Annotated in this window: 17 protein-coding genes; all 17 read left to right on the top strand. The window is 45.8% G+C overall.

Annotated features, from left to right (window positions below; genetic code table 11):
• The first annotated feature begins 150 nt into the window (after positions 1-150).
• The 17 genes from larB to KQI39_RS15855 all read left to right on the top strand — a co-directional run bounded on the left by larB (position 151) and on the right by KQI39_RS15855 (position 24,326).
• Positions 151-894 (top strand): nickel pincer cofactor biosynthesis protein LarB, encoded by a 744-nt coding sequence (gene larB / locus KQI39_RS15775; protein WP_148446743.1) that lies wholly within the window; start codon positions 151-153, stop codon positions 892-894.
• On the top strand, positions 895-2,271 hold the full coding sequence (larC, locus tag KQI39_RS15780) for a nickel pincer cofactor biosynthesis protein LarC (protein WP_216419513.1): 1,377 nt from the start codon (positions 895-897) through the stop codon (positions 2,269-2,271).
• A 141-nt stretch (positions 2,272-2,412) separates the two neighbouring features.
• A complete protein-coding gene (locus KQI39_RS15785) occupies positions 2,413-3,441 on the top strand; it encodes a LacI family DNA-binding transcriptional regulator (protein WP_216419516.1) in 1,029 nt (342 codons plus the stop codon).
• A 385-nt stretch (positions 3,442-3,826) separates the two neighbouring features.
• Complete coding sequence (gene iolC, locus KQI39_RS15790) at positions 3,827-4,861, top strand: 5-dehydro-2-deoxygluconokinase (RefSeq protein ID WP_173761920.1); 1,035 nt, start codon at positions 3,827-3,829, stop codon at positions 4,859-4,861.
• An 18-nt stretch (positions 4,862-4,879) separates the two neighbouring features.
• On the top strand, positions 4,880-6,811 hold the full coding sequence (gene iolD, locus KQI39_RS15795) for a 3D-(3,5/4)-trihydroxycyclohexane-1,2-dione acylhydrolase (decyclizing) (RefSeq protein ID WP_216419518.1): 1,932 nt from the start codon (positions 4,880-4,882) through the stop codon (positions 6,809-6,811).
• 16 nt (positions 6,812-6,827) lie between these two features.
• Positions 6,828-7,613: a 5-deoxy-glucuronate isomerase gene (locus KQI39_RS15800; protein WP_015524407.1), complete on the top strand. Its 786-nt coding sequence runs from the start codon at positions 6,828-6,830 to the stop codon at positions 7,611-7,613.
• Between the two features lie 140 nt (positions 7,614-7,753).
• Positions 7,754-8,905: an iron-containing alcohol dehydrogenase gene (locus tag KQI39_RS15805; protein WP_216419520.1), complete on the top strand. Its 1,152-nt coding sequence runs from the start codon at positions 7,754-7,756 to the stop codon at positions 8,903-8,905.
• Between the two features lie 125 nt (positions 8,906-9,030).
• Entirely contained in the window at positions 9,031-9,981 is a 951-nt protein-coding gene (locus KQI39_RS15810) for a substrate-binding domain-containing protein (RefSeq protein ID WP_216419521.1), read from the top strand.
• A gap of 231 nt (positions 9,982-10,212) precedes the next feature.
• Complete coding sequence (locus KQI39_RS15815) at positions 10,213-11,601, top strand: glycoside-pentoside-hexuronide (GPH):cation symporter (RefSeq protein WP_216419523.1); 1,389 nt, start codon at positions 10,213-10,215, stop codon at positions 11,599-11,601.
• A 136-nt stretch (positions 11,602-11,737) separates the two neighbouring features.
• A complete protein-coding gene (locus KQI39_RS15820; RefSeq protein ID WP_216419525.1) occupies positions 11,738-13,477 on the top strand; it encodes a cache domain-containing sensor histidine kinase in 1,740 nt (579 codons plus the stop codon).
• Complete coding sequence (locus KQI39_RS15825; protein WP_148446726.1) at positions 13,477-15,063, top strand: response regulator transcription factor; 1,587 nt, start codon at positions 13,477-13,479, stop codon at positions 15,061-15,063. The genes KQI39_RS15820 and KQI39_RS15825 overlap by 1 nt, the downstream gene beginning before the upstream one ends.
• Positions 15,064-15,090: 27 nt before the next feature.
• The gene (locus KQI39_RS15830; protein WP_216419527.1) at positions 15,091-16,134 is read left to right on the top strand and encodes a LacI family DNA-binding transcriptional regulator; all 1,044 of its coding nucleotides are present in this window, start codon (positions 15,091-15,093) and stop codon (positions 16,132-16,134) included.
• A gap of 719 nt (positions 16,135-16,853) precedes the next feature.
• Positions 16,854-17,867: an inositol 2-dehydrogenase gene (gene iolG, locus KQI39_RS15835; protein ID WP_148446722.1), complete on the top strand. Its 1,014-nt coding sequence runs from the start codon at positions 16,854-16,856 to the stop codon at positions 17,865-17,867.
• Between the two features lie 26 nt (positions 17,868-17,893).
• The gene (gene iolE / locus KQI39_RS15840; RefSeq protein WP_118063076.1) at positions 17,894-18,793 is read left to right on the top strand and encodes a myo-inosose-2 dehydratase; all 900 of its coding nucleotides are present in this window, start codon (positions 17,894-17,896) and stop codon (positions 18,791-18,793) included.
• 106 nt (positions 18,794-18,899) lie between these two features.
• Positions 18,900-19,745 (top strand): class II fructose-bisphosphate aldolase, encoded by an 846-nt coding sequence (locus KQI39_RS15845; RefSeq protein WP_118071573.1) that lies wholly within the window; start codon positions 18,900-18,902, stop codon positions 19,743-19,745.
• A 102-nt stretch (positions 19,746-19,847) separates the two neighbouring features.
• On the top strand, positions 19,848-21,035 hold the full coding sequence (gene rlmD, locus KQI39_RS15850) for a 23S rRNA (uracil(1939)-C(5))-methyltransferase RlmD (protein WP_216419529.1): 1,188 nt from the start codon (positions 19,848-19,850) through the stop codon (positions 21,033-21,035).
• 30 nt (positions 21,036-21,065) lie between these two features.
• Complete coding sequence (locus tag KQI39_RS15855; protein ID WP_216419531.1) at positions 21,066-24,326, top strand: response regulator; 3,261 nt, start codon at positions 21,066-21,068, stop codon at positions 24,324-24,326.
• The last annotated feature ends 110 nt before the right edge of the window (positions 24,327-24,436 follow it).

Raw genomic sequence — 24,436 nt, forward strand, 5'->3', positions numbered from 1 at the left:
GCCAGCCTGTGAAAAGCAGTGCAAGAGGCGGGCCCTCTCAGTGCGCCTTCCGGGCGCAAGCAGGGATGAGCCCCTTATAGGGGCAGTGCAAACCACCGGCTAAGCCGGTGGTTATGATTATTATACTATGGAAGAACAGGGAGGTAAAAAATGACATTACAGCAGATTCTTGAAGAAGTAAAGAACGGCCAGCTCTCTGTGGAACATGCAGAGAACCTTCTGAAAAAAGAAGGCTATGAGGAGATGGACTACGCAAAGCTGGATACCACTCGGAAAGAACGGACCGGTTTTGCAGAAGTGGTTTACTGTGCAAGAAAAGCCGATGAACATCTTTTGAATATTTATCAGAAACTTTATGAGGAAGACGGAGAAGTATTTGGAACAAGGGCGTCTAGACATCAGTATGAACTGGTGAAAAGCATTCTTCCCCAGGTAGTTTATGATCCTGTCTCCGGGATTTTGAAGATTGAAAAAGAAAAGGAACATATCGGAAAAGTGGCTGTATGCACAGCCGGGACTGCAGATATTTCTGTTGCGGAGGAGGCAGCTCAGACTGCAGAGTATTTTGGTACCCACGTAGATCGGATCTATGATGTGGGAGTCAGTGGCATGCACAGACTTTTTTCTAGACTGGATACCATCCAGGAGGCTAACTGTGTGGTTGCCGTAGCAGGAATGGAAGGTGCATTGGCAAGCGTGATGGGCGGACTTGTGAAACGTCCGGTGATCGCGGTTCCTACTTCGGTGGGATATGGTGCCAGCTTCCATGGTCTGTCAGCGCTTCTGACCATGATCAATTCCTGTGCCAACGGAATTGCGGTAGTAAATATTGACAACGGATATGGAGCCGGATATCTGGCAACACAGATCAACTGGCTTGCGGAGGGAAAATAGATGAAAAACAAATTATATCTGGAGTGTACCTCCGGGATCAGCGGAGATATGACAGTTGCGGCACTTCTGGATCTTGGCGCAGATCAGAAAAAACTGGAGAGAGCTCTTAAAAGCCTTCCGGTAAAAGGCTTCGACATAAAGATCAGCCGTGTGGTAAAATCCGGGATCGATGCCTGTGATTTTGATGTACTGCTGGATCAGGAACATGAGAATTACGACCATGATATGGAATATCTCCATGGACATTCTCACAGTCATGCTCATGAGGAGCATCATCATCAACATAGTCATGAAGCCCTGGAAGCTCATGAGCATACCCATTCTCATGATTATGTACAGGAAGCCCACAAGAACAGTCATACACATACAGAAACAATGCATTCCCATCATGGGCACCATCATCATGAACACCGTGGCCTTAATGAGATCATGGAGATCATTGACCATGCAGATATGACAGACCGCGCGAGATCCTATGCGAAAAAAATCTTTACCATCCTGGCCCATGCGGAGGCAAAAGCCCATAACGTACCGGAAGATATGGTACATTTTCACGAAGTAGGAGCGGTGGATTCCATTGTGGATATTCTTTCCGTTGCAATCTGTATGGATGATCTGGATGTGGAGGAAGTGATCGTTCCGAGACTTTGCGAGGGAAGCGGAACCATCCGTTGCCAGCATGGGATTCTTCCGGTTCCGGTACCGGCAGTAAGCAACATTGTAAGTGCCCATCATCTGAAACTGCATATCACACCGGTACAGGGTGAACTGGTAACCCCTACCGGAGCGGCTGTCGTGGCAGCATTCCTTACAGCAGAAAAACTGCCGGAAGATTTCACGGTGGAAAAGATCGGGATCGGAGCAGGCAAGCGCCAGTATGAATGTCCGGGAATCCTCCGGGCCATGCTGATCCGAGGATCCGGAGATGCTTCAGGAACAGATGTTTCCACAGAAACAGATACTATCGTGAAACTGGAATCCAACATAGATGACTGTACAGGAGAAACTCTCGGTTATGTAATGGAACGTCTGTATGAGGCAGGAGCCAGAGAAGCCAATTACATGCCTGTATTTATGAAGAAAAACCGCCCGGCATGGCTGCTTACGGTTCTCTGTAAAAAAGAACAGGTTCCTGCGATGGAGCAGATCATTTTCAGAGAAACCACAACCATCGGGATCCGCCGCCAGGAGATGGAGCGGACGATTCTGAAACGGGAAAAAAGAACGGTTGACACTCCTCTTGGAGAGGTGGAAGTAAAGGTCTGCTCTTTTGACGGGCAGGAATATTTTTACCCGGAATACGAAAGTATAAAAAAACTCTGTGAAAAAACGGGAATTTCCTATAAAGAAGCATACCATATGGCTGTCCGGGGATGAGGTCAACATGTCTGTCCACGGATAATGGGGGCTTACATATTGACACATTTTCAAAAAAACTATATAAATGTATATAGAGCGATTATTGCCGGACAGAGAATCTGGCAGTGACACAGTAAGGCAGAAGCAGGAGAAGGATTTATGGCGGTAACGATACAGCAGATTGCAGAACGGGCAGGGGTTTCCAGAGGAACCGTAGACAGAGCATTAAATCACAGGGGACGGATCAATCCGGAGGTGGCAGAGAAGATCTGTCGTCTGGCGGACGAGATGGGATACGTACAGAAAGAGCGGAAACGTTCCAGAACAGCTAAAGACGAAAGACTGAAGATCGGAGTGGTAACACAGCTTGCCAGATCTTCTTTTATGCAGGAAGTGAACCGTGGCATTGAGAAGGTTGCCCAGGAACTGAAAGAAAAAGGAATCCAGCTGATCCTGAAAGAAGGCCTTTCCGTAGATGAGGACGAACAGCTTCAGGCCATTGAAGAACTGGAACAGGAAGGGATCCGTGGCCTTGCGGTGATGCCGGTAGACAGTGAGGCTGTCCGGGAAAAACTGAATGCACTCATCGAAGAGAAAAATATTCCTGTGGTAACCTTTAACTCGGATATTGTGGGGACAAGAAGAGCCTGCTTTGTGGGAATGGATAACCGTAAGAGCGGACGTACCGCAGCGGGTCTCTTGGGAATGATGACAAGAGGAAGCGGAAAGATCCTCATCATTACCGGATATTTCAGCAACCATGTTGACAATCAGCGCGTGGATGGTTTCGTGGAGGAAGCCAAGAGGGCATTTCCACATCTGGAGATTGCCGGAGTTCATGGAAGTTTCGATGAGGCATCGGAAGTGGAACATATTATCGAGAATGCCATGATGAGTACTTCCGGGATTAGCGGGATCCTGGTGGTATCTGGTGGTCAGGCAGGTGTGGGGAAAGCGTTTGATAAGCTCAGGCTGGACCGTCGCCCGTATGTTGTGATCTATGACCAGACACCGAAGAATGAGAAAGCACTTAAAAATGATTCCGTGGATTTCCTCATCGATCAGAACGGATATGTCCAGGGCTATGAACCGCCAAGGATCCTGGCAGATATCCTGACCAAAGGGCAGGAACCGGAACGGGAATTTCTTTTTACAGATATCAAGATCAAAACCAAATATAATCTGTGATCAGGCCGGTGGGCGAAAGATCACACAGAAAAATAAGAAAGTCTGCAGGATGGAAACCTGCAGGCTTTTTTTATGGAAAGAATCTTCCCTGTTATGAAAAATATACATTCAAAAAGCGTGCTATATGCGTGCTGAAATACAAAGCACGTAAAAGCACATGGTAACAATAGCCACTTTCACCAAAATAAAACCATAGAAATTGTACAGAATAACAGAAAACAAAGAAAATGAAAAGAAGTACTTGCTCAATTTGAAAAAGAGTGCTATATTAACACCATAAGGAACACGCAAGAAAGCACGCTAGATGAAAAGAAAAGCACGCAAAACAAAAAAGCACACAAAAAAGAAGTAAAAAATAAACCATCAAACAAACGGAGGTAAGATCATGAAGTATATCGAATTTGATGAATCCAGACCAATGGACCTGGTACTCCTTGGAAGAGTTGCCATTGATTTCAACCCTGCTTACAACGATCAGGTGAAAGAAGAGTTCAAACCCCTGAAGAAAGTACATATGTTTGAGAAATTCGTAGGAGGATCTCCTGCAAACATCGCTGTAGGTGTTACCAAACATGGTCTGAAAGCAGGATTCATCGGAAAGGTTTCTGACGATCAGTTCGGTGAGTATGTAGTGGATTATTTCAATGAGAGAGGAATCGATACCTCACAGATCACAAAGTGCACAAACGGAGAGAAACTGGGACTTACCTTTACCGAGATGCTTTCTCCGAAGGAAAGCAGCATCCTGATGTACCGTAACCGCATCGCAGACCTGCAGCTTCATGTAGATGATATCCATGAGGACTACATCAAAAACGCAAAAGCAATTCTCATTTCCGGAACAGCTCTTGCAGAGAGCCCGTCCAGAGAAGCAGCCATCAAAGCAGTTATGCTTGCAAAGAAAGTAAATACAAAGATCATCTTTGATATTGATTACAGAGAATACAACTGGAAGAACGCAGATGAGATTTCCATCTACTATTCCATTGTAGCCAAGGAAGCCGACATCATCATGGGCTCCAGAGAAGAGTTTGACCTTACAGAGAAGCTGATCAAAGAAGGCATGACCGATGAGGAGAGTGCAGCTTACTGGCAGTCAAAGAATGCAAAGATCGTTGTGATCAAACATGGTATGAAAGGCTCCACAGCATACACAGTTGACGGACAGAAATTCAGCATCAAGCCATTCCCGGTTGAGGCAAGAAAAGGTTTCGGCGGCGGTGACGGATACGGCTCCGGATTCCTGTATGGACTGTATCAGGGATGGGAGATCATCGACTGCCTGGAGTTCGGTTCTGCAGAGGCATCCATGATGGTTAAGAGTAACAACTGCTCCGACTCCCTTCCAGGACCGGATGAAGTTCACGCATTCATTAAAGAAGAAAAAGAAAAATTCGGCGAAATGATCGCAAGAGTATAAAGAAAAGGAGTGGAAAAAATGGCAAAGACAGTAAGAATGACAACTGCACAGGCAATTGTAAAATTCCTGGATAATCAGTACGTTTCCATGGACGGAGTGGAGACAAAATTTGTAGAAGGCTTTTTCACAATCTTCGGACACGGCATTGCCGTAGGACTTGGTGAGGCACTGGATACCAACCCGGGCCAGTTAAAGGTTCTTCAGGGAAGAAACGAGCAGGGCATGTGCCACGTTGCAACCGCTTTTGCAAAACAGAGCAACCGTAAGAAAATTATCGCATGTGCATCTTCCATTGGACCAGGAGCTGCAAACATGGTAACCGCATGTGCGACAGCTACAGTAAACAACATTCCGCTTCTTGTATTCCCGGCAGATACTTTTGCATCTCGCCAGCCTGATCCGGTTCTTCAGCAGCTGGAGCAGAGCAGCAGCCTTGCCATCAGCACAAACGATGCATTTAAACCAGTTTGCAAATACTGGGACAGAATCACAAGACCGGAGATGGTTATGACAGCTCTTATTAACGCAATGAGAGTTCTTACAGATCCGGCTGAGACAGGTGCATGCTGTATCGCGCTTTGCCAGGATGTTGAGGGTGAGTCCTTTGACTTCCCGGAGTACTTCTTTAAGAAGAGAGTACACAGAATCACAAGACCGGTTGCAGTAGATGAAGAGCTTGAGGATGTAGCAGAGATCATCGCAGGAGCTAAGAAACCGCTTATCGTTGTTGGTGGTGGTGTTCGTTACTCAGAAGCAGGAGAAACCGTTGAGAAATTCTGTGAGGAGTTCAAGATACCCTTTGGTGAGACACAGGCCGGAAAGAGTGCCTGCCAGTCCAGCAATCCATACTGCCTTGGCGGTATCGGTGTAACAGGAACCTATGCTTCCAACATCATCGGTAAAGACGCCGACGTGGTAATCTCCATCGGTTCCAGAATGTCTGACTTTACAACAAGTTCCAAGCATCTGTTCCAGAACGAGGATGTTCAGTTCGTAAGCATCAACAACTGCAGATTCCACGCATACAAGATGGATGCAGTAAAAGCAGTGGGTGATGCAAAAGCTACCGTAGAAGCACTTGCAGAAAAGCTTCGTGCAAGAGGATATAAATCTGCATACACAGATGAGATCGAGAAAGCAAAAGCTGCATGGGATAAAGAGATGGAGCGCCTTGGTAGCATTGAGTACACAGGAGATGACTTTGAGCCGTTAATCAAGGCAAGAGATCCTCGTACCATTCCGGAGTATGTAAAACTTACAAACGGAAAGATCACACAGACAGCAGCACTTGCAGCGATCAACAGAACTATCGACAAGGATGCAACCATCATCACAGCAGGCGGTTCCCTTCCAAGCTGTATGCAGCGTATGTGGAGAACAGACAAACGTGGCGGATATCATGCAGAGTACGGATATTCCTGTATGGGATATGAGGTTGCAGCTACCCTTGGTGTGAAATTTGCTGAGCCGGATAATGAAGTATACTGCGTAGTTGGAGATTCCAGCTTCCAGATGCTCCACAGTGAGATCATGACTATCATGCAGGAGAGACAGAAAGTCAATATCATGGTATTTGATAACTGCGGATTCGGCTGCATCAACAACCTTGAGATGAACCACGGAATCGGAAGCCTTGCAACAGAGTTCCGTTACACAGACGGTAAGAAACCGACCGGAGACCTGATCCCTGTAGATTATGCAAAAATCGGCGAAGGTTATGGCCTGAAGACTTATACCTGCCGCACCATCCAGGAGCTTGTTGACGCTCTGGAAGATGCCAAGAAACAGAAGGTTGCATGCCTCTTTGATCTGAAAGTTATCCCGAAGACCATGACAGACGGATATGAGTCCTGGTGGGATGTAGGAATTGCAACAACATCTGAGAAAGAAAGTGTAAGAAAGGCCTGCGAGGGTGTTATGAAAGGCCGTGAAGAGGCAAGACTGTACTAATCTGGGAGGTAAGAAAATGAGTAAAGTATTTGGTTATCCGGAATATGACGAAAAAGGCGAAAAGATTCTTACAACATACGATAATGAGTACAAGGCCATGATGATGGACATCCGTGTTTACCGTATGAAAGCAGGAGAGACAAGAACATTTTTAAGAGAGGGTGAGGAGACAGCAGTCCTCCTCCTCTCCGGAAACATTACCTATAAATGGAACGGAAACGAAGCAGCAGCAACGAGAAAAGATGTGTTCACAGAGGGACCGTGGTGCGTTCACGGATGTACAGGAACTGAGATCACAGTTGTGGCGAATGCAGAGTCACAGATCCTTGTTCAGTGCACAAAGAACGAGAAAGATTTCGGCGCAAAACTTTACAAACCGGAAGATGCTCCGTGGGGATATTCCTGCGTAGGTAAGTTCGGAAACGTTGCAAAGAGAAGAGTAAACACCATCTTTGATCATGATATTTCACCAGAGTCCAACATGGTACTTGGTGAGGTTCTCAACGACAGAGGAAACTGGTCCGGATATCTGCCGCACAGACATCCGCAGCCGGAGACATACTTCTTCAAATTCGACCATCCGGAAGGATTCGGAGCAAGCTTTGTAGGAGATCAGGTGTTCAAGAGCACGGACGAGAGCTTTTCCGCAATTCCAGGAGGAGAGCTTCATCCGCAGGCAGTTGCACCTGGATATCAGATGTACACATGCTGGATGATCCGTCACATCGATGGAAATCCGTGGCTGCAGACAGACCGCTGCGAGGATGAGAGATATACCTGGCTTCATGATGCTGAGTTTTAAGAAAGCAGAGAATCGAAATACGGATATATAAATAACTGGCAGCAGAACGAGGAGAAATCGTTGCTGTCCCAAAAAACGGACAGCAGCGAACCTGCTGTTATTATGAAAGAAATTGTACTGACTGAAGGGAGATTTTGACAATGGCAAGAGAATTTATTGTACCTGGAGAAATTATTTCCGGTTCCGGAGCACTGGATATGGCAGAAGGCGCACTGAAACTCCTTGGTAAAAAAGCTCTGATCGTAACCGATAAAGTAATGATCGACCTGGGAAACTGTGCAAAAGTTGAGAAGGCTCTGACAAATCAGGGCATTGCATACAGTATTTATTCTGATATCTGCGGCGAGCCTACAGATACCATGATTGAAAAAGGACTGAAACTTTATAAAGAAGAGAACTGTGATTTCCTGGTAGCTCTGGGAGGCGGAAGCCCCATCGACTCCATGAAAGCCATCGGCTCTCTGGTAGTAAACGGCGGAAATATTTCTGATTACATGGGAAAAGTGATCGACGTAAAGATGCCGCCAATGGCAGCGATTCCTACCACAGCAGGAACCGGATCTGAGGCAACTCAGTTCACCATCATTACGGACACAAAAAAAGATATCAAGATGCTTCTCAAAGGCAAAGTTCTCATGCCAGACCTTGCCATCATCGACCCGCAGTTTACTATGACTGCACCTCCAAAGATCACAGCAGCAACAGGCCTTGATGCACTTTGCCACTGTGTGGAAGCTTATACATCCAGAAAAGCACAGACACTTTCCGATACTTTTGCAGTATCTGCAGTAAAGAGGATCTTTAAATATCTTCCAGTTGCATACAAAGACGGAAAGAACGAAGAAGCCCGTGTACAGATGTCTGTAGCTGCTCTTGAGGCAGGAATCGCATTCAACAATGCATCTGTTACCATTATCCACGGAATGAGCCGTCCGATCGGAGCACTGTTCCATGTAGCACACGGACTTTCCAATGCCATGCTTCTGAAAGAGTGCCTTACTTTTGCGCTTCCTGGAGCATATGACAGATTTGGTGCCCTTGGCCGCGATATCGGTGTTGCAGATGCCTCCGATTCCGATCAGGAAGCAGCTGAGAAATTCCTGAAAGCAGTAGAAGCACTTGTAAACGAACTGGATACTCCAACTCTGGAGCAGTTCGGAATCAACAAAGAAGAATTCTTTAATGTGATCGATAAAATGGCACATGATGCTATGGACAGCGGAAGCCCGCAGAACACCATGCGTGACGTAACCGAAGAAGAAGTAAAAGAAATCTACAGAAAACTCTGGTAAAATGCACATGTAAACCCTACATTGCCAGATAAGAAAAGACTCCGGACCGGAGAAAAAGGCTCCGGAGTCTTTTTTCCCGTGGTAAAAATAGCGGCAGCTGCAAAAGAAAAGGAGGCATATCCTTCGTGAGAAAAAAATATATCTGTATTCTGGCGGCAGTCATAGGATTTTGCAGCCTTTCCGGATGCGGATCCTCAGCAAAGAAAACAGAAGAACGAGAACAGGTAAGCATCGGTGTTGTTACAAAATCCAGGAGCAGTGAATACTGGCTGTCCGTCTGTGACGGAATGAGAGATGCGGCAGAAAAATATCATGCAGATGTGGTGATCCTGTCCCCTGATTCTGAGACGGAGGAAAAAGTTCAGGAAAATATGATCTGTGATCTTTTGAAAACGGATATCCAGGCACTGGCAGTTTCCCCTATAAATTCTTATGAATGCGAAGACTATGTAAATTCAGCCAGGGAAAAGGGGATTTCTGTATATGCCTATGATACCCCCATAGAGGATTCAGATACTCCTTATATCGGAATCGACAATGAAAAGCTGGGCTACGAGCTGGGCGAGCAGCTTGCAAAGGCTTTGGACCATAAAGGAAAGATCGGTGTGATCGCCGGTGATTTTAAGCAGGCCGGACACCGGATGCGTGTTGCCGGATTTGAAAAATATATGGAAAAAGAGCCTGGGATCACCATTGAAATGGTTCGGAACGGATACAGTAATATGCGGGTTTCCCAGAAGGATGTAGATGAGATCCTGGTGAAGTATCCGGATCTTAACGGAATCATGACCACAAGTGCGGTGACGGCTCTGGGGCTTTCAGAGGCGATCGAAGAGCGGGAGATCTCCATTGTTTCTGTTGATACCCAGGAAGACGCCCTGAAAGCAGTGCAGGATGGCCGTATCGTGGCGCTGGGAGCCCAGTCCGGTTATCAGATCGGTTACGAAACCATCAAGTATATCGTGAAGGATCTGGAAGGAGAGGAAACCGAAGAAGATGAGATCCTGGATTCCCAGGTACTTACCAAAGAAAATATTGATATATTTATGAAAGATGATAAATATTCTCAGTCCTGAAAGAATTTAAAGTTTAGATGTCAGGCTGTTTGTCCAAAAATAAAACACAAAACATAAAAATAGGACAAGAACAGGACACAGGGAAACCTGAAACAGAAGAACTTTGGTACAGATTTAACAGTCAGGTAAAAATAATACCGAAAAAACTAAAATTTCTCATACTTTGATAATTCCGTATTTTCGATAAAATATAATCATCAAAAGGAAAGCGAAAATAAAAAACGAAAAGAAATGAAAGGGCGGGATAATAAGATGGAGAAGAAAAAACTTTCGGTATCAACAGGGCTGTGTTATGCTGGAGGAGATGTAGGATGTAATATCGTGTTCGGAATGATCGGAACATTGCTGACGCTGTTTTACACAGACTATGTAGGGATTAGCGCAGCAACAGTAGGACTGGTAATGTTACTTTCCAGATGCTTTGACGGATTTTCCGATCTGATCATGGGTGTCATTGTAGAGAGGACAAATTCCAAATGGGGAAAATCAAGACCCTGGCTTCTGTGGATGAGCATTCCATTTGCGCTGTCAGCAGTACTGCTTTTCACAGTGCCGCATACAACAGGGATGCTTCAGTTTCTGTATCTCTTTGTAACTTATAACTTCTGTACGACCATATGCTATACAGCGATCAATCTTCCATATGGAAGTCTTTCATCGATGATGATCCGTGAATCATCTGAGAGAGATAAACTCAGTGTTTTGAGAATGGGACTCTCTCCTATCGGAAAGATCGTTGCTGCAACCTGTACACTGCCGCTTGTAAAGCTTCTTGGAAATGATCAGGCTGCATGGATCAAGGTTATGAGCGTATGGGCAGTGCTTGCACTTGCACTTCTGCTTCTCTGCTTCTTCAAATGTGAGGAGAAGGTTCAGATCGAAGCAAGAAAGAAAGATGAGAAGCTTCCGGTTCCGACAATGCTGAAGGCACTTTTCACAAATCAGTATTTCTGGGCAGTAATGATTCTGTGGACAGTACAGAGTGTATCCTTTACGATCACAGGAACCATTCTTCCGTACTACTGTAAATATATCTTCAACAATGATACATGGATGTACAGTGCACTGTTCCTTACAGAAACACTGGTGCTGGTAGTGGGAATCTTCGTCTGCTCACCGTTGATCAAGAAATTTGGAAAAAGAAACATCGCATTTATCGGCGGATTTGTTGCACTTGGCGGACAGCTTCTGTTTTTCCTGAACCCATACAGCTTCGGTTTCATGGTAATGAGCTGTGTTACACGTGCGATCGGACTTGCACCGTTAAATGCAGTTGTATTCAGTATGGTTGGTGATGTAGTTGAGTTTGGACAGTGGAAAAACCACATCCGTCAGGAAAGTCTGATCTTTGCAGGCGGTTCCATCGGAACAAAAGTTGGTGCAGGTCTTGCATCAGCAATGATCACAGGACTGTTAAGCAGCTCCGGATATGTGAGCTCATCTGCAGGAATTACCACACAGCCGGAAACAGCACTGGAGATGATCGTTTCTCTTTATAAATTTGGACCGATCCTCATTGCGGCAGTGATCATTGTAACACTTTTCGGATATAAGCTTGACAAAATGTATCCGGCGATCATGCAGGAGCTTACCGAGCGCGAGGCACACGGACAGTTATAAACATTTTATTGTAAAACATATATTCAACCGTAAACAGGAAATCAGGCAGGGGTAGGATACTCCTGCTGTTTCCTGCGTTTATGGACAGATAGCGTAGCGGGAGGCGTGTATCCGCTTTATGGAAGGGAGGAGTTCTATGTTAAAAAGTATCCGGGCGAAGATATTGCTGGCGATCTTGACAGTAACCATGTTTACTGCCTGTTCCCTTACGGTGGTATTTTATTTTCGGGCTGCAGAGATGATCGAAGAAAATTATTCCGGGATCCTGTACGGACGGATGCAGCAGACTGTAAAAAATCTGGACGAATCCCTGAAAGAGATTTATTATGTGAATATGAAAACTGCTTGGGATGAGGATGTCCGGAATAATGCGGAGGAATATATCCGTACCGGGAATGAAAACAGCCTGGAAAATATAGCCGGGCTTCTCCGGGAACACAGCCGGGAATATAAAGATATCAATTCTCTTTACTTTGTTTTTCCAGACAAAAAAATGGCGGTGACATCGGAAGAGTTTCCGGTAAACAAACAAGGGATTAAAGGAGAGCGGATCGAAGAGCTGGAAGAAATACAGGAGATGGATTCCTTTCCGGTCCTTGTGGAATCCCTGGTCCATGAAGGCAGCAGTTTTCTTTCGGTGATCCAGAAGGTGGAAGATGACAACGGAGAGGCATTGGGATATGTTGCGGCGGACATCAAGGAACGGGCCATTTATTATGAATATCTGGAAGCTGTCAATGATGAGAAGATCACCAGGATTCTGCTTGTGGATGGAAATAATGAGATTGTAACATCAGAAGATTACAGTGATCTTGGGAAAACATTTCCGGAGATTACAGACCATGATGTTCCAGGTGTGGAAGGATATATAGAAAAAAACGGTGTGATCTCCTTTTTCAGCAGAGGAAGTTTTTCAGACTGTGGGTTATACCTGGAAGTACCAAAAAAAGAAGTCCTAAGTGGACTTTCCCAGATGAGGCTTTTCCTGATCGGAATCTTCGGGGCTGTTTTTGTGGCAGCTGTGCTTCTGGCACTGTGGCTTTCCAGGGTGGTCTGCGGACCACTCCGGTCCATGACAGGTACCATTGAGAAGGTTGGTGAGGGAGACTTAAGCCTTCGCACAGAAGTGACCACTGCCGATGAGATCGGAACCCTGGGAAAAGAATTCAACCATATGCTGGATTACATCGAAGATCTGATCGCCCAGGTGATTGAGGAGGAACAGCAGAAAAAAGATGCGGAACTGGAAGCGCTGCAGTATCAGATCACACCGCATTTTATGTATAATACCCTGAATTCCATCAAGTTTGCCGCATTTTTAAAAGGGGAGAAAGAGCTGGCAGGCCTCATCGGAGATTTTGTGGAGCTTCTTCAGGCCAGCATCAACAAAAAAGGAAGTTTTCTCTCCGTTGCTGATGAGATCCATATCCTGAAAAACTATATCCATCTGCAGGATTTCCGTTATCAGGGGAGTTTTCAGGTGGAGTATGAGATTTCCGAGGAAGCATACCGGTGCTATATTCCAAGGCTGATTCTTCAGCCCCTTGTGGAGAACGCCCTTCTTCACGGGATTGACATCAAGCGGCAGACAGGAAAGATATGGATCAGCGGAAAAGTAAAGGAAGGAGAGCTGATCCTTATAGTAAAAGATAACGGAAGAGGAATGACAGAAGCACAGATCCGGGATCTTTTGGGAAGTCGTGCAAAAAAGACAAAGGGACTTTCCGCAGTGGGAGTTCCCAATGTAAAAGAACGACTGGAGCTTTATTATGGAGAAAAAGGTGGAATGAAATATGACAGCAGCAGTAATGGCACAATCGTTACTGTCTTTCTGCCAGCAATCTATGATATACCGGAAGAAGGGAGGAAAAGCTGATGTACAGAACACTGGTGGCAGATGATGATTTTCTGGTAAGGAGTTATCTGAAAACACTGGATTCCTGGGAAAAAGCTGGATACGAGATCGTGGATGATGCCGAGGACGGAGAGGAAGCCTACGGGTTTCTTCAGAAAGAAAAGATCGATGTTCTTGTGACGGATCTGACCATGCCTGTGATGGATGGCATTGAGTTGATCCGAAAGATCCGTGAGGAAAACAGGGATATCTATATTATCGTGCTCAGCTGTCATGATGATTTTGAATATGTAAAAGAGGCCATGCGCCTTGGCGCGGATGAATACGTACTGAAAAACAGTCTGGATGAGGACAGTCTCTATGATACCCTGGAAAAATCAGCCCGGCTGATCGAAAACCGCAGGAAAAAAAGCCAGGAACAGGCGCAGGCAAGAAAACTGATCCATCTGGGAAGCCATGCTCTAAAATATTATTTTTTCAACGGCCTGATCTCCGGGATGCTGAAAAACCAGGCACGTGAAGAAAAACGTGTGGAAGCCGGGATCGCCGGGAAATATTTTAACAGCGCTGTGATCTGTATGTTTATGGAAAGATGGGCGGAGCGGGAACGGCAGTGGACCCCGCTGGAAGTGGAACAGTATTCCCATCATTTCCGCCACAGGCTTTTGGAACGGACGGAAGAGCTCCTTGGAACAGAAAGCGAATTTACAGAAGTGATTTATCTTGGTGCAGGGATTTTCTGTTGTTTTCTGGATCTTTCCAGGGACTGCAGGACTTCAGCCATGCAGCAGAGGCTGACAGAGGTTGCGGCTATTTGCTACCGGCACTGCCAGGAGGATTTTTGCGATTTCGGCATCAGTGTCAGCAGTGTCTGCATGGGAGAGGAAGGAATCCGTCAGGCTTACCAGCAGGCCAGAGAAATGATGAAACTGCATTTTTATGAGAAAAAAGAGATCCTTTATTTTGAAGGCCGGAAGAAAGCGGACAGTGTTCTGCCGGAAAGTGCCGACATACTGGAAACACAGATTTCTGCCCTGAAAGCAGGAAAGGACAAAAAGAAGGCGGAAGAGCTCTGGGAGCAGGTCCTTACAGAATGTCAGAATCGTTATACGGACGGAAGGCTTCTTGTACAGTGGCTTAAGAAACTGAACCAGACAGCAGGCCTTGAAAAAGATCCAATCTGGTATGAAGAGATCGAAGATTTTGAAGAATTCCGGGAAAAAGGAAATTCCTGTATTTCGGAACTTTTTGCAGGAGGAGAGGATGTGGTTCCGGAGGGGATTTCTGCTGCTGTGAAAAAGGCGCTGGAGTTTATCCGGGAACATTATGAAGAGCAGATCAGCCTCCAGGATGCGGCAGATGCGGCGGAGGTGAATCCTGCCTATCTCAGTTATCTTTTCAAACAGGAGATGAAGATTGGTTTTTCCAATTATGTGCAGGAGCTTCGGATTGACTGTGCGAAGAAGCTTCTTTCCGGGACGAACTGCAGGGTGAAGGATGTGGCCCTGCGCTCCGGTTTCGGAGATTACCACTATTTTTCCAAGACATTTAAGAAGATCACAGGGATGAGCCCTGCGGAGTACCGGAAGGGTTCCGGCATATCATAGGGTATAGCAGAGAAGAGGAGCAAGAACATGGGTGTTACCATAAGACAGATTGCAGAGGCTGCTGGTGTTTCCAGAGGAACTGTTGACAGAGCATTGAATAACAGAGGGCGTATCAGGCCGGAAGTAGCAGAACGGGTCCGGCAGATCGCGGAGGAGATGGGGTATAAACCGAATCAGCTGGGCCGTGCCCTGTCCATGAGTAGAAATAATATCAAGATTGGCGTGATCCTTCAGGGTGCGGAGACTCCTTTTATGAAGGAAGTCATGAAGGGTGTTGAGGAGGCCAGGGCGGAAGTCGATAATCTGGGCGGCACGGTGCTGATCCATACCATTGAGCATCAAAGTGCAGAGGATGTTCTTTTTACCATGGAAAAAATGCGGCAGGAAGAAGTCAGCGGTATTGCGATGGTTCCTCTTGAAGCCGAAGAGGTGAAAAAAGAGATCGACCGGTTTGTGGAAGAGTATCATATTCCGGTGGTGACTTTTACTTCCGATGTGGAGGATACGAAGCGGCTTTGTTTTGTGGGGCAGAATGGTGTGCAGTGTGGACGGGCGGCTGCGGGGCTTATGGGAGAACTTACCGGGGGAAAGGGGAAAGTTGCCATTATCTCTGGTTACAGGACCAATACTTCTCTTAGCAGTCGTGTGTCGGGGTTTCGGTCTGAGATGAGGAAAAAGTATCCGGGGATTGAGATCATTGGGCCGGAGTATTGTTTTGAGGAGAATGTGCGGGCCAGAGAGATTGCGGAGAAGATTTTTGAAGAGGTTCCGGATCTTGCGGGGATTTATCTTACTTCTCATGGTGAGGAGGGTGTTTGCAGGGCTATTGCAGAGGCTGGTAAGATGGGCCAGGTGAAGATGGTTGCTAATGATTTTATGGGGCGGAATTATGAATTGATGAGGAAAGGGTTTATTCATTTTCTGATTGGGCAGGATGCCAGGGTTCAGGGGTATGAGCCGGTGATGATTTTGTTTCGGCTGTTGTTTAATGGGGAGGAACCGGATAGGGAGAAGTTGTTTACGGAGATATATATAAGAAATGAGTATACGATTCCGGAGGGGAGACACTGAAATGGGGGTGTCTCCTTTTTTGTGCGGATAGGCGGACGCCGTGGAAGGGGATGCTGTCTGGTCTGCGGCTTCGTCGGGGGCTGGCTTCTAGGGCGCCGGGAATCTGCTAAAACCGTTTTCCAAAAGTCCGAACTCGCGGCCTGCCGCCGCTCAGACAGCGAACTTTTGAAAAACAACGCAGATTTCCGCCGCCCAAGAATCAGCTCCCCTCCTGCAGAAGCAGAGCCAGACAGCATCCCCTTCCACGGCTGGTGCATCCAGCGAGAAATAAGGTCGTTTGACGAGAGAAAAGTGGGGCGTCAGCGCTTCGCTGGACGACTGCAGGGGCTGAGTTTGCGTTTGTTTGACGGGAGGGTTGTGGGCGTCGGCGCTGCGCTGGACGCTTGGAATTGGAGAGGCTGAGTTTGCGTTTGCGTGACGGGAAGGAGGTGGGCATCGGCGCTGCGCTGGATGCCTGGAAGTGGAGGAATGGGTTTGTATATGTCTGATTGAAACTGTGGGAATATGTTGGAATTATTGTGGTGAAGTTGACCTAAAAATATTACATATTGTGGCTAAAAATAGTTCTCGTCATTTTTAATAGAAAAAAGATGGTAATATTGTACAATATTAGGGGTTGCGATTTGTGGGTTACGATGATATTATATTAAGCATAAAGAGCGTGTTCGGACACGCAAGAGGATAACATTGGGAAAATAAATCAAAAGGAGATCAAAACTATGATTAAAGTTGGTATTATCGGAGCAGGTAGAATTGGTAGAGTTCATATCACCAGTATCACAACAAGGGTACCGGATGCAGTAATTAAGACTGTTGCGGATCCGTTCTTAAATGATGAGACTGCTGCTTGGGCTAAGAGCATGGGTGTTGAGCATACGACTAAGGATTATAAGGAGATCATCAACGATCCTGAGATTTCCGCAGTTCTGATCTGTTCTTCTACAGATACTCATTCTCCGATTTCTGTAGAGGCTATCAAGGCTGGCAAGCATGTTTTCTGTGAGAAACCGATCGATCATGATATTGCCAAGATCAAAGAGGTTATCAATGCTCTTGAGGGCACGAATCTGAAATATCAGGTTGGTTTCAACAGAAGATTTGACCACAACTTTGAGTCTCTTCAGCAGGCTGTTGCAGCTGGTAAGGTTGGTAAACCGGAGATCATCAAGATTACTTCCCGCGATCCTGAGCCGCCTAGCATTGATTATGTTAAGGTTTCCGGTGGTATGTTCCTGGATATGACCATTCATGATTTTGATATGGCTCGTTTCCTTGCAGGATGTGATGCTACTGAGGTTTATGTTCAGAGTGCGAACCTGGTTGATCCGGCTATCGGTGAAGCTGGGGATGTTGATACAGCTGTTATCACTCTTCAGATGGAGAATGGTGCGATCGCTGTTATCGATAACTGCAGAAGAGCTTCCTATGGATATGACCAGAGAGCGGAAGTATTCGGTTCTGAGGGTATGGCTGCTATCTCCAATGACAGCCAGTCTTCCACAGTGATCAGCAATGCTGAGGGCGTTACCGGTGAGAAACCGATGTTCTTCTTCCTTGAGAGATACATGGATGCTTACGGTAAAGAGGTTGCAGCATTTATCGATGCCATCGTTAATGACAAAGAGACACCTCTGAATGTTTACGATGGTCTGAAACCGGTATTAATGGGTCTTGCTGCTAAAAAATCCAGCGAGGAGCACAGACCGGTTAAGATTTCTGAGATTATGGAATAATTCAAATAATAAAGGAGAATTGACCAATGTTTGATAAGAATAAAGTAAAACTTGGTATTGCACCAATTGCATGGACTAACGATGATATGCCGGACCTTGGCAAAGAGAATACTTTTGAGCAGTGTGTCAGTGAGATGGCCCTTGCCGGTTTCACAGGTTCCGAGGTTGGTAACAAATATCCGAAAGATCCGGAAGTTCTCAAGAAAGCTCTTGAACTTCGTGGTGTTGAGATCTGTAACCAGTGGTTTTCAAGCTTCCTTATCACCAAACCATTTGAGGAAGTTGAGAAAGAGTTCCGTGCACAGCTTGCTTTCCTGAAAGCTATGGGGGCTAAGGTTATTGGCGCTTCTGAGCAGAGCTACAGTGTTCAGGGTCAGCTGGATACTCCGATCTTCGGCCATAAATATGAGATGAATGACCAGGAGTGGGATACTTTCTGCACAGGTATGAACAAACTTGGTAAGATCGCCAAAGAGGAGTATGGCATTGCCCTTACTTTCCATCATCATATGGGTACTGTTGTACAGAGCCTTGCTGAGGTTGACCGTATGATGGAGAATACAGATCCTGAGTATGTAAGCCTTCTTTTTGATACCGGTCACTTTACATACTGTGGAGAGGATCCGCTTGAAGTTGTTAAGAAGTATGTTCACAGAATCAAACATGTTCATCTGAAAGACATCCGTCCGGAAGTTGTTGAGCAGGTTAAGAAAGAGAACATGAGCTTCCTTGCAGGTGTAAGAGCTGGTGCCTTCACAATTCCTGGAGATGGATGCATCAACTATGATCCGATCTTCAAAGTTCTGGAAGAGGCTGGCTATGAAGGATACATGGTTGTAGAGGCTGAGCAGGATCCGGCTAAGGCTAATCCGCTTGAGTATGCGATCCGTGCAAGAAAATTCATTGCCGAGAAGACAGGACTCTAAATAATAAATAATATAAATCAGACGGAAAAAGCGGTATCGGCCAGAAGTGCGTGGACACCGCTTTTTCTGTAAACAGTGTACGATTAACAGGACAGGAGGATCAGTCATGGCACTTGTGAAAATGAAAGATCTGCTGAAGCGTGCCGAGGAGAAGAATATTGGCTGTGGTGCTTTCAGCGTTGGTAATATGGAGATGGTGAAAGGTGCGATCCGCGCCGCAGAAGAATTAAATACACCCATCATCCTTCAGATCGCGGAGGTTCGTCTCAAGAATTCCCCGCTTCATCTGATGGGACCGATGATGGTGCAGGCTGCAAAAGAAGCCAAGGTGGATGTGGCTGTCCATCTGGATCACGGCCTTACTTTTGAGACGGTTGACAAGGCTCTGGAGCTTGGTTTTACATCCGTTATGCTGGATGCGTCCACTCTTCCTTTTGAGGAAAATATCGCCAAGGTAAAGACGGTTGTGGAGAAAGCCCGTAAATATGGCGCCACCGTTGAGGCTGAGCTTGGTCTTGTAGGCGGAAGTGAGGATGGAAGCTGTGACCATGGTATCCGCTGCACAGACCCGGATGATGCAGTTGTTTATGCAAGAGAGACAGGTATCGATGCTCTTGCAGTTGCCATCGGCAATGCACACGGTAACTATCCGGTAGCACCGACTCTTGCTTTTGATGTACTGGAGAAGATCCATGAGAAAGTGGACATTCCGCTGGTTCTTCATGGCGGCAGTGGTATCACGGACAAAGATTTCCAGAGAGCGATCTCTCTTGGTATCCGCAAGGTGAATATTGCCACAGCAAGCTTTAACAGCCTGACTGCTCATGTGGAGAAATATATGGCATCCACAGACAAACATAATTTCTTTGATCTCAATGAGGCTATGGTTCAGGGGACTTATGAGAATGTGAAGAGACATATTCTTGTATTTAACGAGCCATATCAGGCATAAATCAAGGATTTTCTTGTAAAAAAACATAAGGTCTGCTAAGATGTTCTCAGTGAAAATAACTGGGAACATCTTTTTTGTGCCCGTGAAAGAGGAGAGATATAAATGGAGCAGAAAGAAACTGTCTGTTCAGTTGCGAAGAAATGCGGCGGCTGTCGTTACCAGGGAGTACCCTATCAGGATCAGCTTCGCAAGAAACAGAAAATTACAGAAGGCCTTCTGAAAAAATTCGGTAAAGTTGAACCGATCATCGGAATGGAAGATCCTTATTATTACAGAAATAAAGTTCATGCGGCGTTTGGCCGTGACCGGAAAGGAAATGTGATCTCCGGCATCTATGAGGAGAAGAGCCACAGGATCGTTTCTGTGGATGACTGTATGATCGAGGATAAAAAGAGCCAGGAGATCATCCGTACTATCCGTGGCATGCTGAAATCTTTTAAGATCAAGACTTATGATGAAGATACCGGATACGGACTTCTCCGCCATGTACTGGTGCGGAGAGGTTTTTCCACAGGGGAGATCATGGTGGTCCTGGTTACGGTTTCACCGATCTTTCCATCCAAGAATAACTTTGTAAAGGCTCTTCGCAAAGAGCATCCGGAGATCACAACGGTGGTCCTCAATGTCAACGACAGACAGACCAGCATGGTTCTCGGAGACCGGAATATTGTACTTTACGGACCGGGATTTATCAAAGAACGTCTTATGGGACTGAACTTCCGTATTTCCCCGTCTTCTTTTTACCAGGTAAATCCTGTGCAGACGGAAGTCCTTTACGGAAAGGCCATGGAATTTGCGGCAATGACAGGTAAAGAGCGGGTGATCGATGCTTACTGTGGAACAGGTACCATTGGGATCATTGCTTCCAGAAATGCCAGAGACGTCATTGGCGTGGAGTTGAACCGAGACGCCATCCGTGATGCCAGAATGAATGCCAGGGAGAATAAGATCAAAAATGTCCGTTTTGTTCCGGGAGATGCAGGATGGTTTATGGAAGGAATGGCAGCAGAAGGAGAGAAAGTGGACGTTGTCCTCATGGATCCGCCCCGTTCCGGAAGTGACCGTAAATTCCTTCATTCCCTTTTAACTCTTTCTCCGGAAAAGATCGTCTACGTATCCTGCAATCCGGAAACGCTGGCCAGAGATCTTGCATATCTTACAAAGAGGGATTATCTGGTGAAGAAGATGCAGCCAGTTGATATGTTCCCGGTCACCGATTCGGTGGAAGTTGTCTGTCTCCTGGAGAACCGCAGAACCCGTCCGGGGAAACGAAACAGCGGGAGAGTTTGACAAAAAATACGATATTATCGGGGAAAAAGTATGAATAAGAGCAGGAGAACTTTATGCAGACATGTGGGGCTGGCATTATGTCTGCTGATGATCTTTACAGTACTTCCAGTTCCTGTGGCTGCTTCGGAAACGAAGACAGATACAGAATCGAAAACAGTCAGGGTAGGTTGGTATCCGGATTCCTATCATATTACCGGTGAAAATGGTGAACGAAGCGGATATGGTTATGAATACGAACAGGCAGTTGCCGCCTATACAGGCTGGAATTACGAATATATAAAAGGCGACTGGGGAGAGCTTGTGGAAAAGCTCCAAAATGGCGAGATCGACCTGATGGCTGCACTTTCCTATACCGATGAACGTGCTGAGACGATGCTGTTCTCAGATCTCCCCATGGGAAAAGAAAAATGTTATCTGTATGCAGATCTTACAAATACGGATATTTCTCCGTCAGATCTTTCTACCCTGAATGGCAAAAGGATCGCGGTAATGGAAGAGAGCGTACAGGGAACTCAGTTTCGCGAATGGGAAGAAAAGCAGAATATAAAGACACAGCATTTGGATGTGGACAGCTTTGAACGGGCGAAAAAAATGGCCGGGAATCGGGAGATTGACGGAGTGATATCTACAGAGACTCCTGCCTGGGTTGAAGCCGGAATGTCAGCGGTTGTGACGATCGGTGGCTCTGATATTTATTATGGCATCAGCAAAGACCGTCCGGATCTGAAAGAAGAACTGGATACAGCCATGCGTTCCATGGAATACGATAAACCGTTTTATGGTGATGAACTTTATCAGAGATATCTTTCCGCACAGTCTGTTGCCGTCCTTTCCAGTGAAGAAAAGGAATGGCTGGAACAGCACGGGAAGATAGGTGTGGGATTTCTGAATAACGACCAGAGTTTCAGTACTTTTGACAAAGAAAGTGGTGAAATGACGGGTGTGATCAACGATTATATTAAATATGCAGTGGACTGTCTGGGAAACAGCAGCCTGAAGTTTAATATAGAAGGCTTTGACTCCCAGGAAGAACTGATCCAGGCATTAAAAGACGGCAGGATCGACATGATCTTTCATACCAGCCAGAACCCTTATGCTGCAGAACAAAATGACATGGCCCTGTCCAATACGGTCCTTGTTTCCAGTCTGGCAGCAGTGACCGGTAAAAGGTCCTTTGATGAAAATGAAGAAAACAGCGTTGCTATACCGAAAAGTGATCTGAATTTAAAATGGTTTATTTCCTATAATTATCCGACATGGAAAATTATGGAGTATGATTCCTTTGAGGATGCAAGAAAAGCCGTACAGGATAAAAAGGCAGACTGTTTTCTTTCCAGTTCAGGCCGGGTGACAGAGTATGTCAATGACAAAAAGCTTTACAGTGTTTTTCTGACACATCCGGACAATATATCCTTTGCAGTCAGCCGGGGAAATTCCGTCCTTCTGTCGATTCTGAATAAGACTTTGAAGTCTATGCCTACATCCAAACTTACAGGTGCACTGTCTGCCTACGATAATGCTTCCCAGAAGGTTACTCTGCTGGATTTCATAAAGGAGAATCTGCTGGCAGTGGCAACTTTGTTTATCTGTGGATTTCTGGCTGTATTGCTGATCATACTTGGTATCCTGCAGAAAGCCAGGATTGCAGAGGCAAAAGCCAAAAGAGCAGCCAGACAGTCTTATGAACTGAACCAGAAACTGAAAGAAAGCCATCATGAACTGGAGACTGCCCTGATGCATGCGGAAAGTGCAAACTCGGCAAAAACCACATTTTTGAATAATATGTCCCATGATATCCGGACCCCTATGAATGCCATTATAGGATTTACATCTCTGGCGGCTTCTCATGTAGATAATAGAGAGAAAGTAAAAGAATATTTATCCAAAATCTCCACTTCCAGTGAACATCTGCTTTCACTGATCAATGACATTCTCGACATGAGCAGAATAGAGAGCGGAAAAGTGAAGATCAATGAGAATCCGCTGAACCTTCCGGAGCTGCTCCACGACATACGAACGATTGTACAGCCCAATATTACTTCCAAGCAGTTGGATTTTCTGATTGATACCGTAGATGTAAAAAATGAAGATATTATTGCGGACAAACTGAGGCTGACGCAGATCCTGTTGAACATTCTGAGTAATGGAACCAAATTTAACAGGACAGGTGGAACAATCAGTTTAAGAATCCGGCAGCTGAAATCTGCACCCACAGGATATGGAAGCTATCAGTTTATTATCCGGGATACCGGAATTGGCATGAAGCCGGAGTTTCAGGAACATATATTTGAATCCTTTACCAGAGAAGAAACCTCAACGGTAAGCGGAATCCAGGGAACCGGCCTTGGAATGGCGATCACCAAGAATATTGTAGATATGATGGGAGGTACCATCACAGTAAAAAGTGAAGAAGGACAGGGCAGTGAATTTACTGTAAATCTGACCTTTAAATTATGTGGCGAAGCAAAAAGTTACGAAAAGATTGAACAGCTTCAGGGCCTTAAAGTTCTGGTTGCAGACGATGATACAGATACCTGTCTCAGCATTTCCGGCATGCTGACAGAAATAGGTATGCGGTCAGAATGGACGGTTTCCGGAAAGGAAGCGGTGATCCGGGCGAAGCATTCCATGGAAATGGGTGATGAATTTTACGCATATATCATTGACTGGCTGATGCCGGATATGAACGGAATTGAAACGGTAAGACGTATCCGACGGGTTATCGGGGACAGCAGCCCGATCATCATACTGACTGCATATGACTGGTCAGATATAGAAGAGGAAGCAAAAGAAGCAGGTGTAACTGCCTTCTGCGAAAAGCCACTGTTTATGTCGCAGCTGCGGGAATTGCTTATGAATCCTGTTCCTAAGAACAAAGAACCGGAAAAAAGAGGATGTATTTACAGGGGAAAAAGAATTCTTCTGGTAGAAGACAATGAACTGAATCAGGAGATTGCGCAGACAATCCTGGAAGATGCAGGATTTATGGTTGAGACAGCCGGTGATGGTGTGGTCGCGGTCAAAAAAATGGAACAGGCGGTTCCGGGACAATACGATCTGATTCTGATGGACATCCAGATGCCTGTTATGAATGGCTATGAAGCTGCAAAACAGATTCGTTCATTAAAAAACAGAGAAACAGCGTCTGTACCGATTGTTGCAATGACGGCAAATGCGTTTGAGGAAGACAGAGAAAAATCTTACGAAGCCGGTATGAATGGATATCTGGCAAAACCTGTCAGTGCGGAAGCTTTGATCAATACGATTGATAAGATTATGAAAGATAACTGACAGAACATTAACCGATATGTATATAAATGAATGTAAAAACTGACCAGGGGCCTGTTATACAGCCTTCTGGTCAGTTTTTACATACAAAGCAGAGAGATGATCATTTTAGG

Origin of the sequence: Blautia sp. MSJ-36 (assembly GCF_018917985.1) — a bacterium.
Classification (GTDB): Bacteria; Bacillota; Clostridia; order Lachnospirales; family Lachnospiraceae; genus Blautia_A.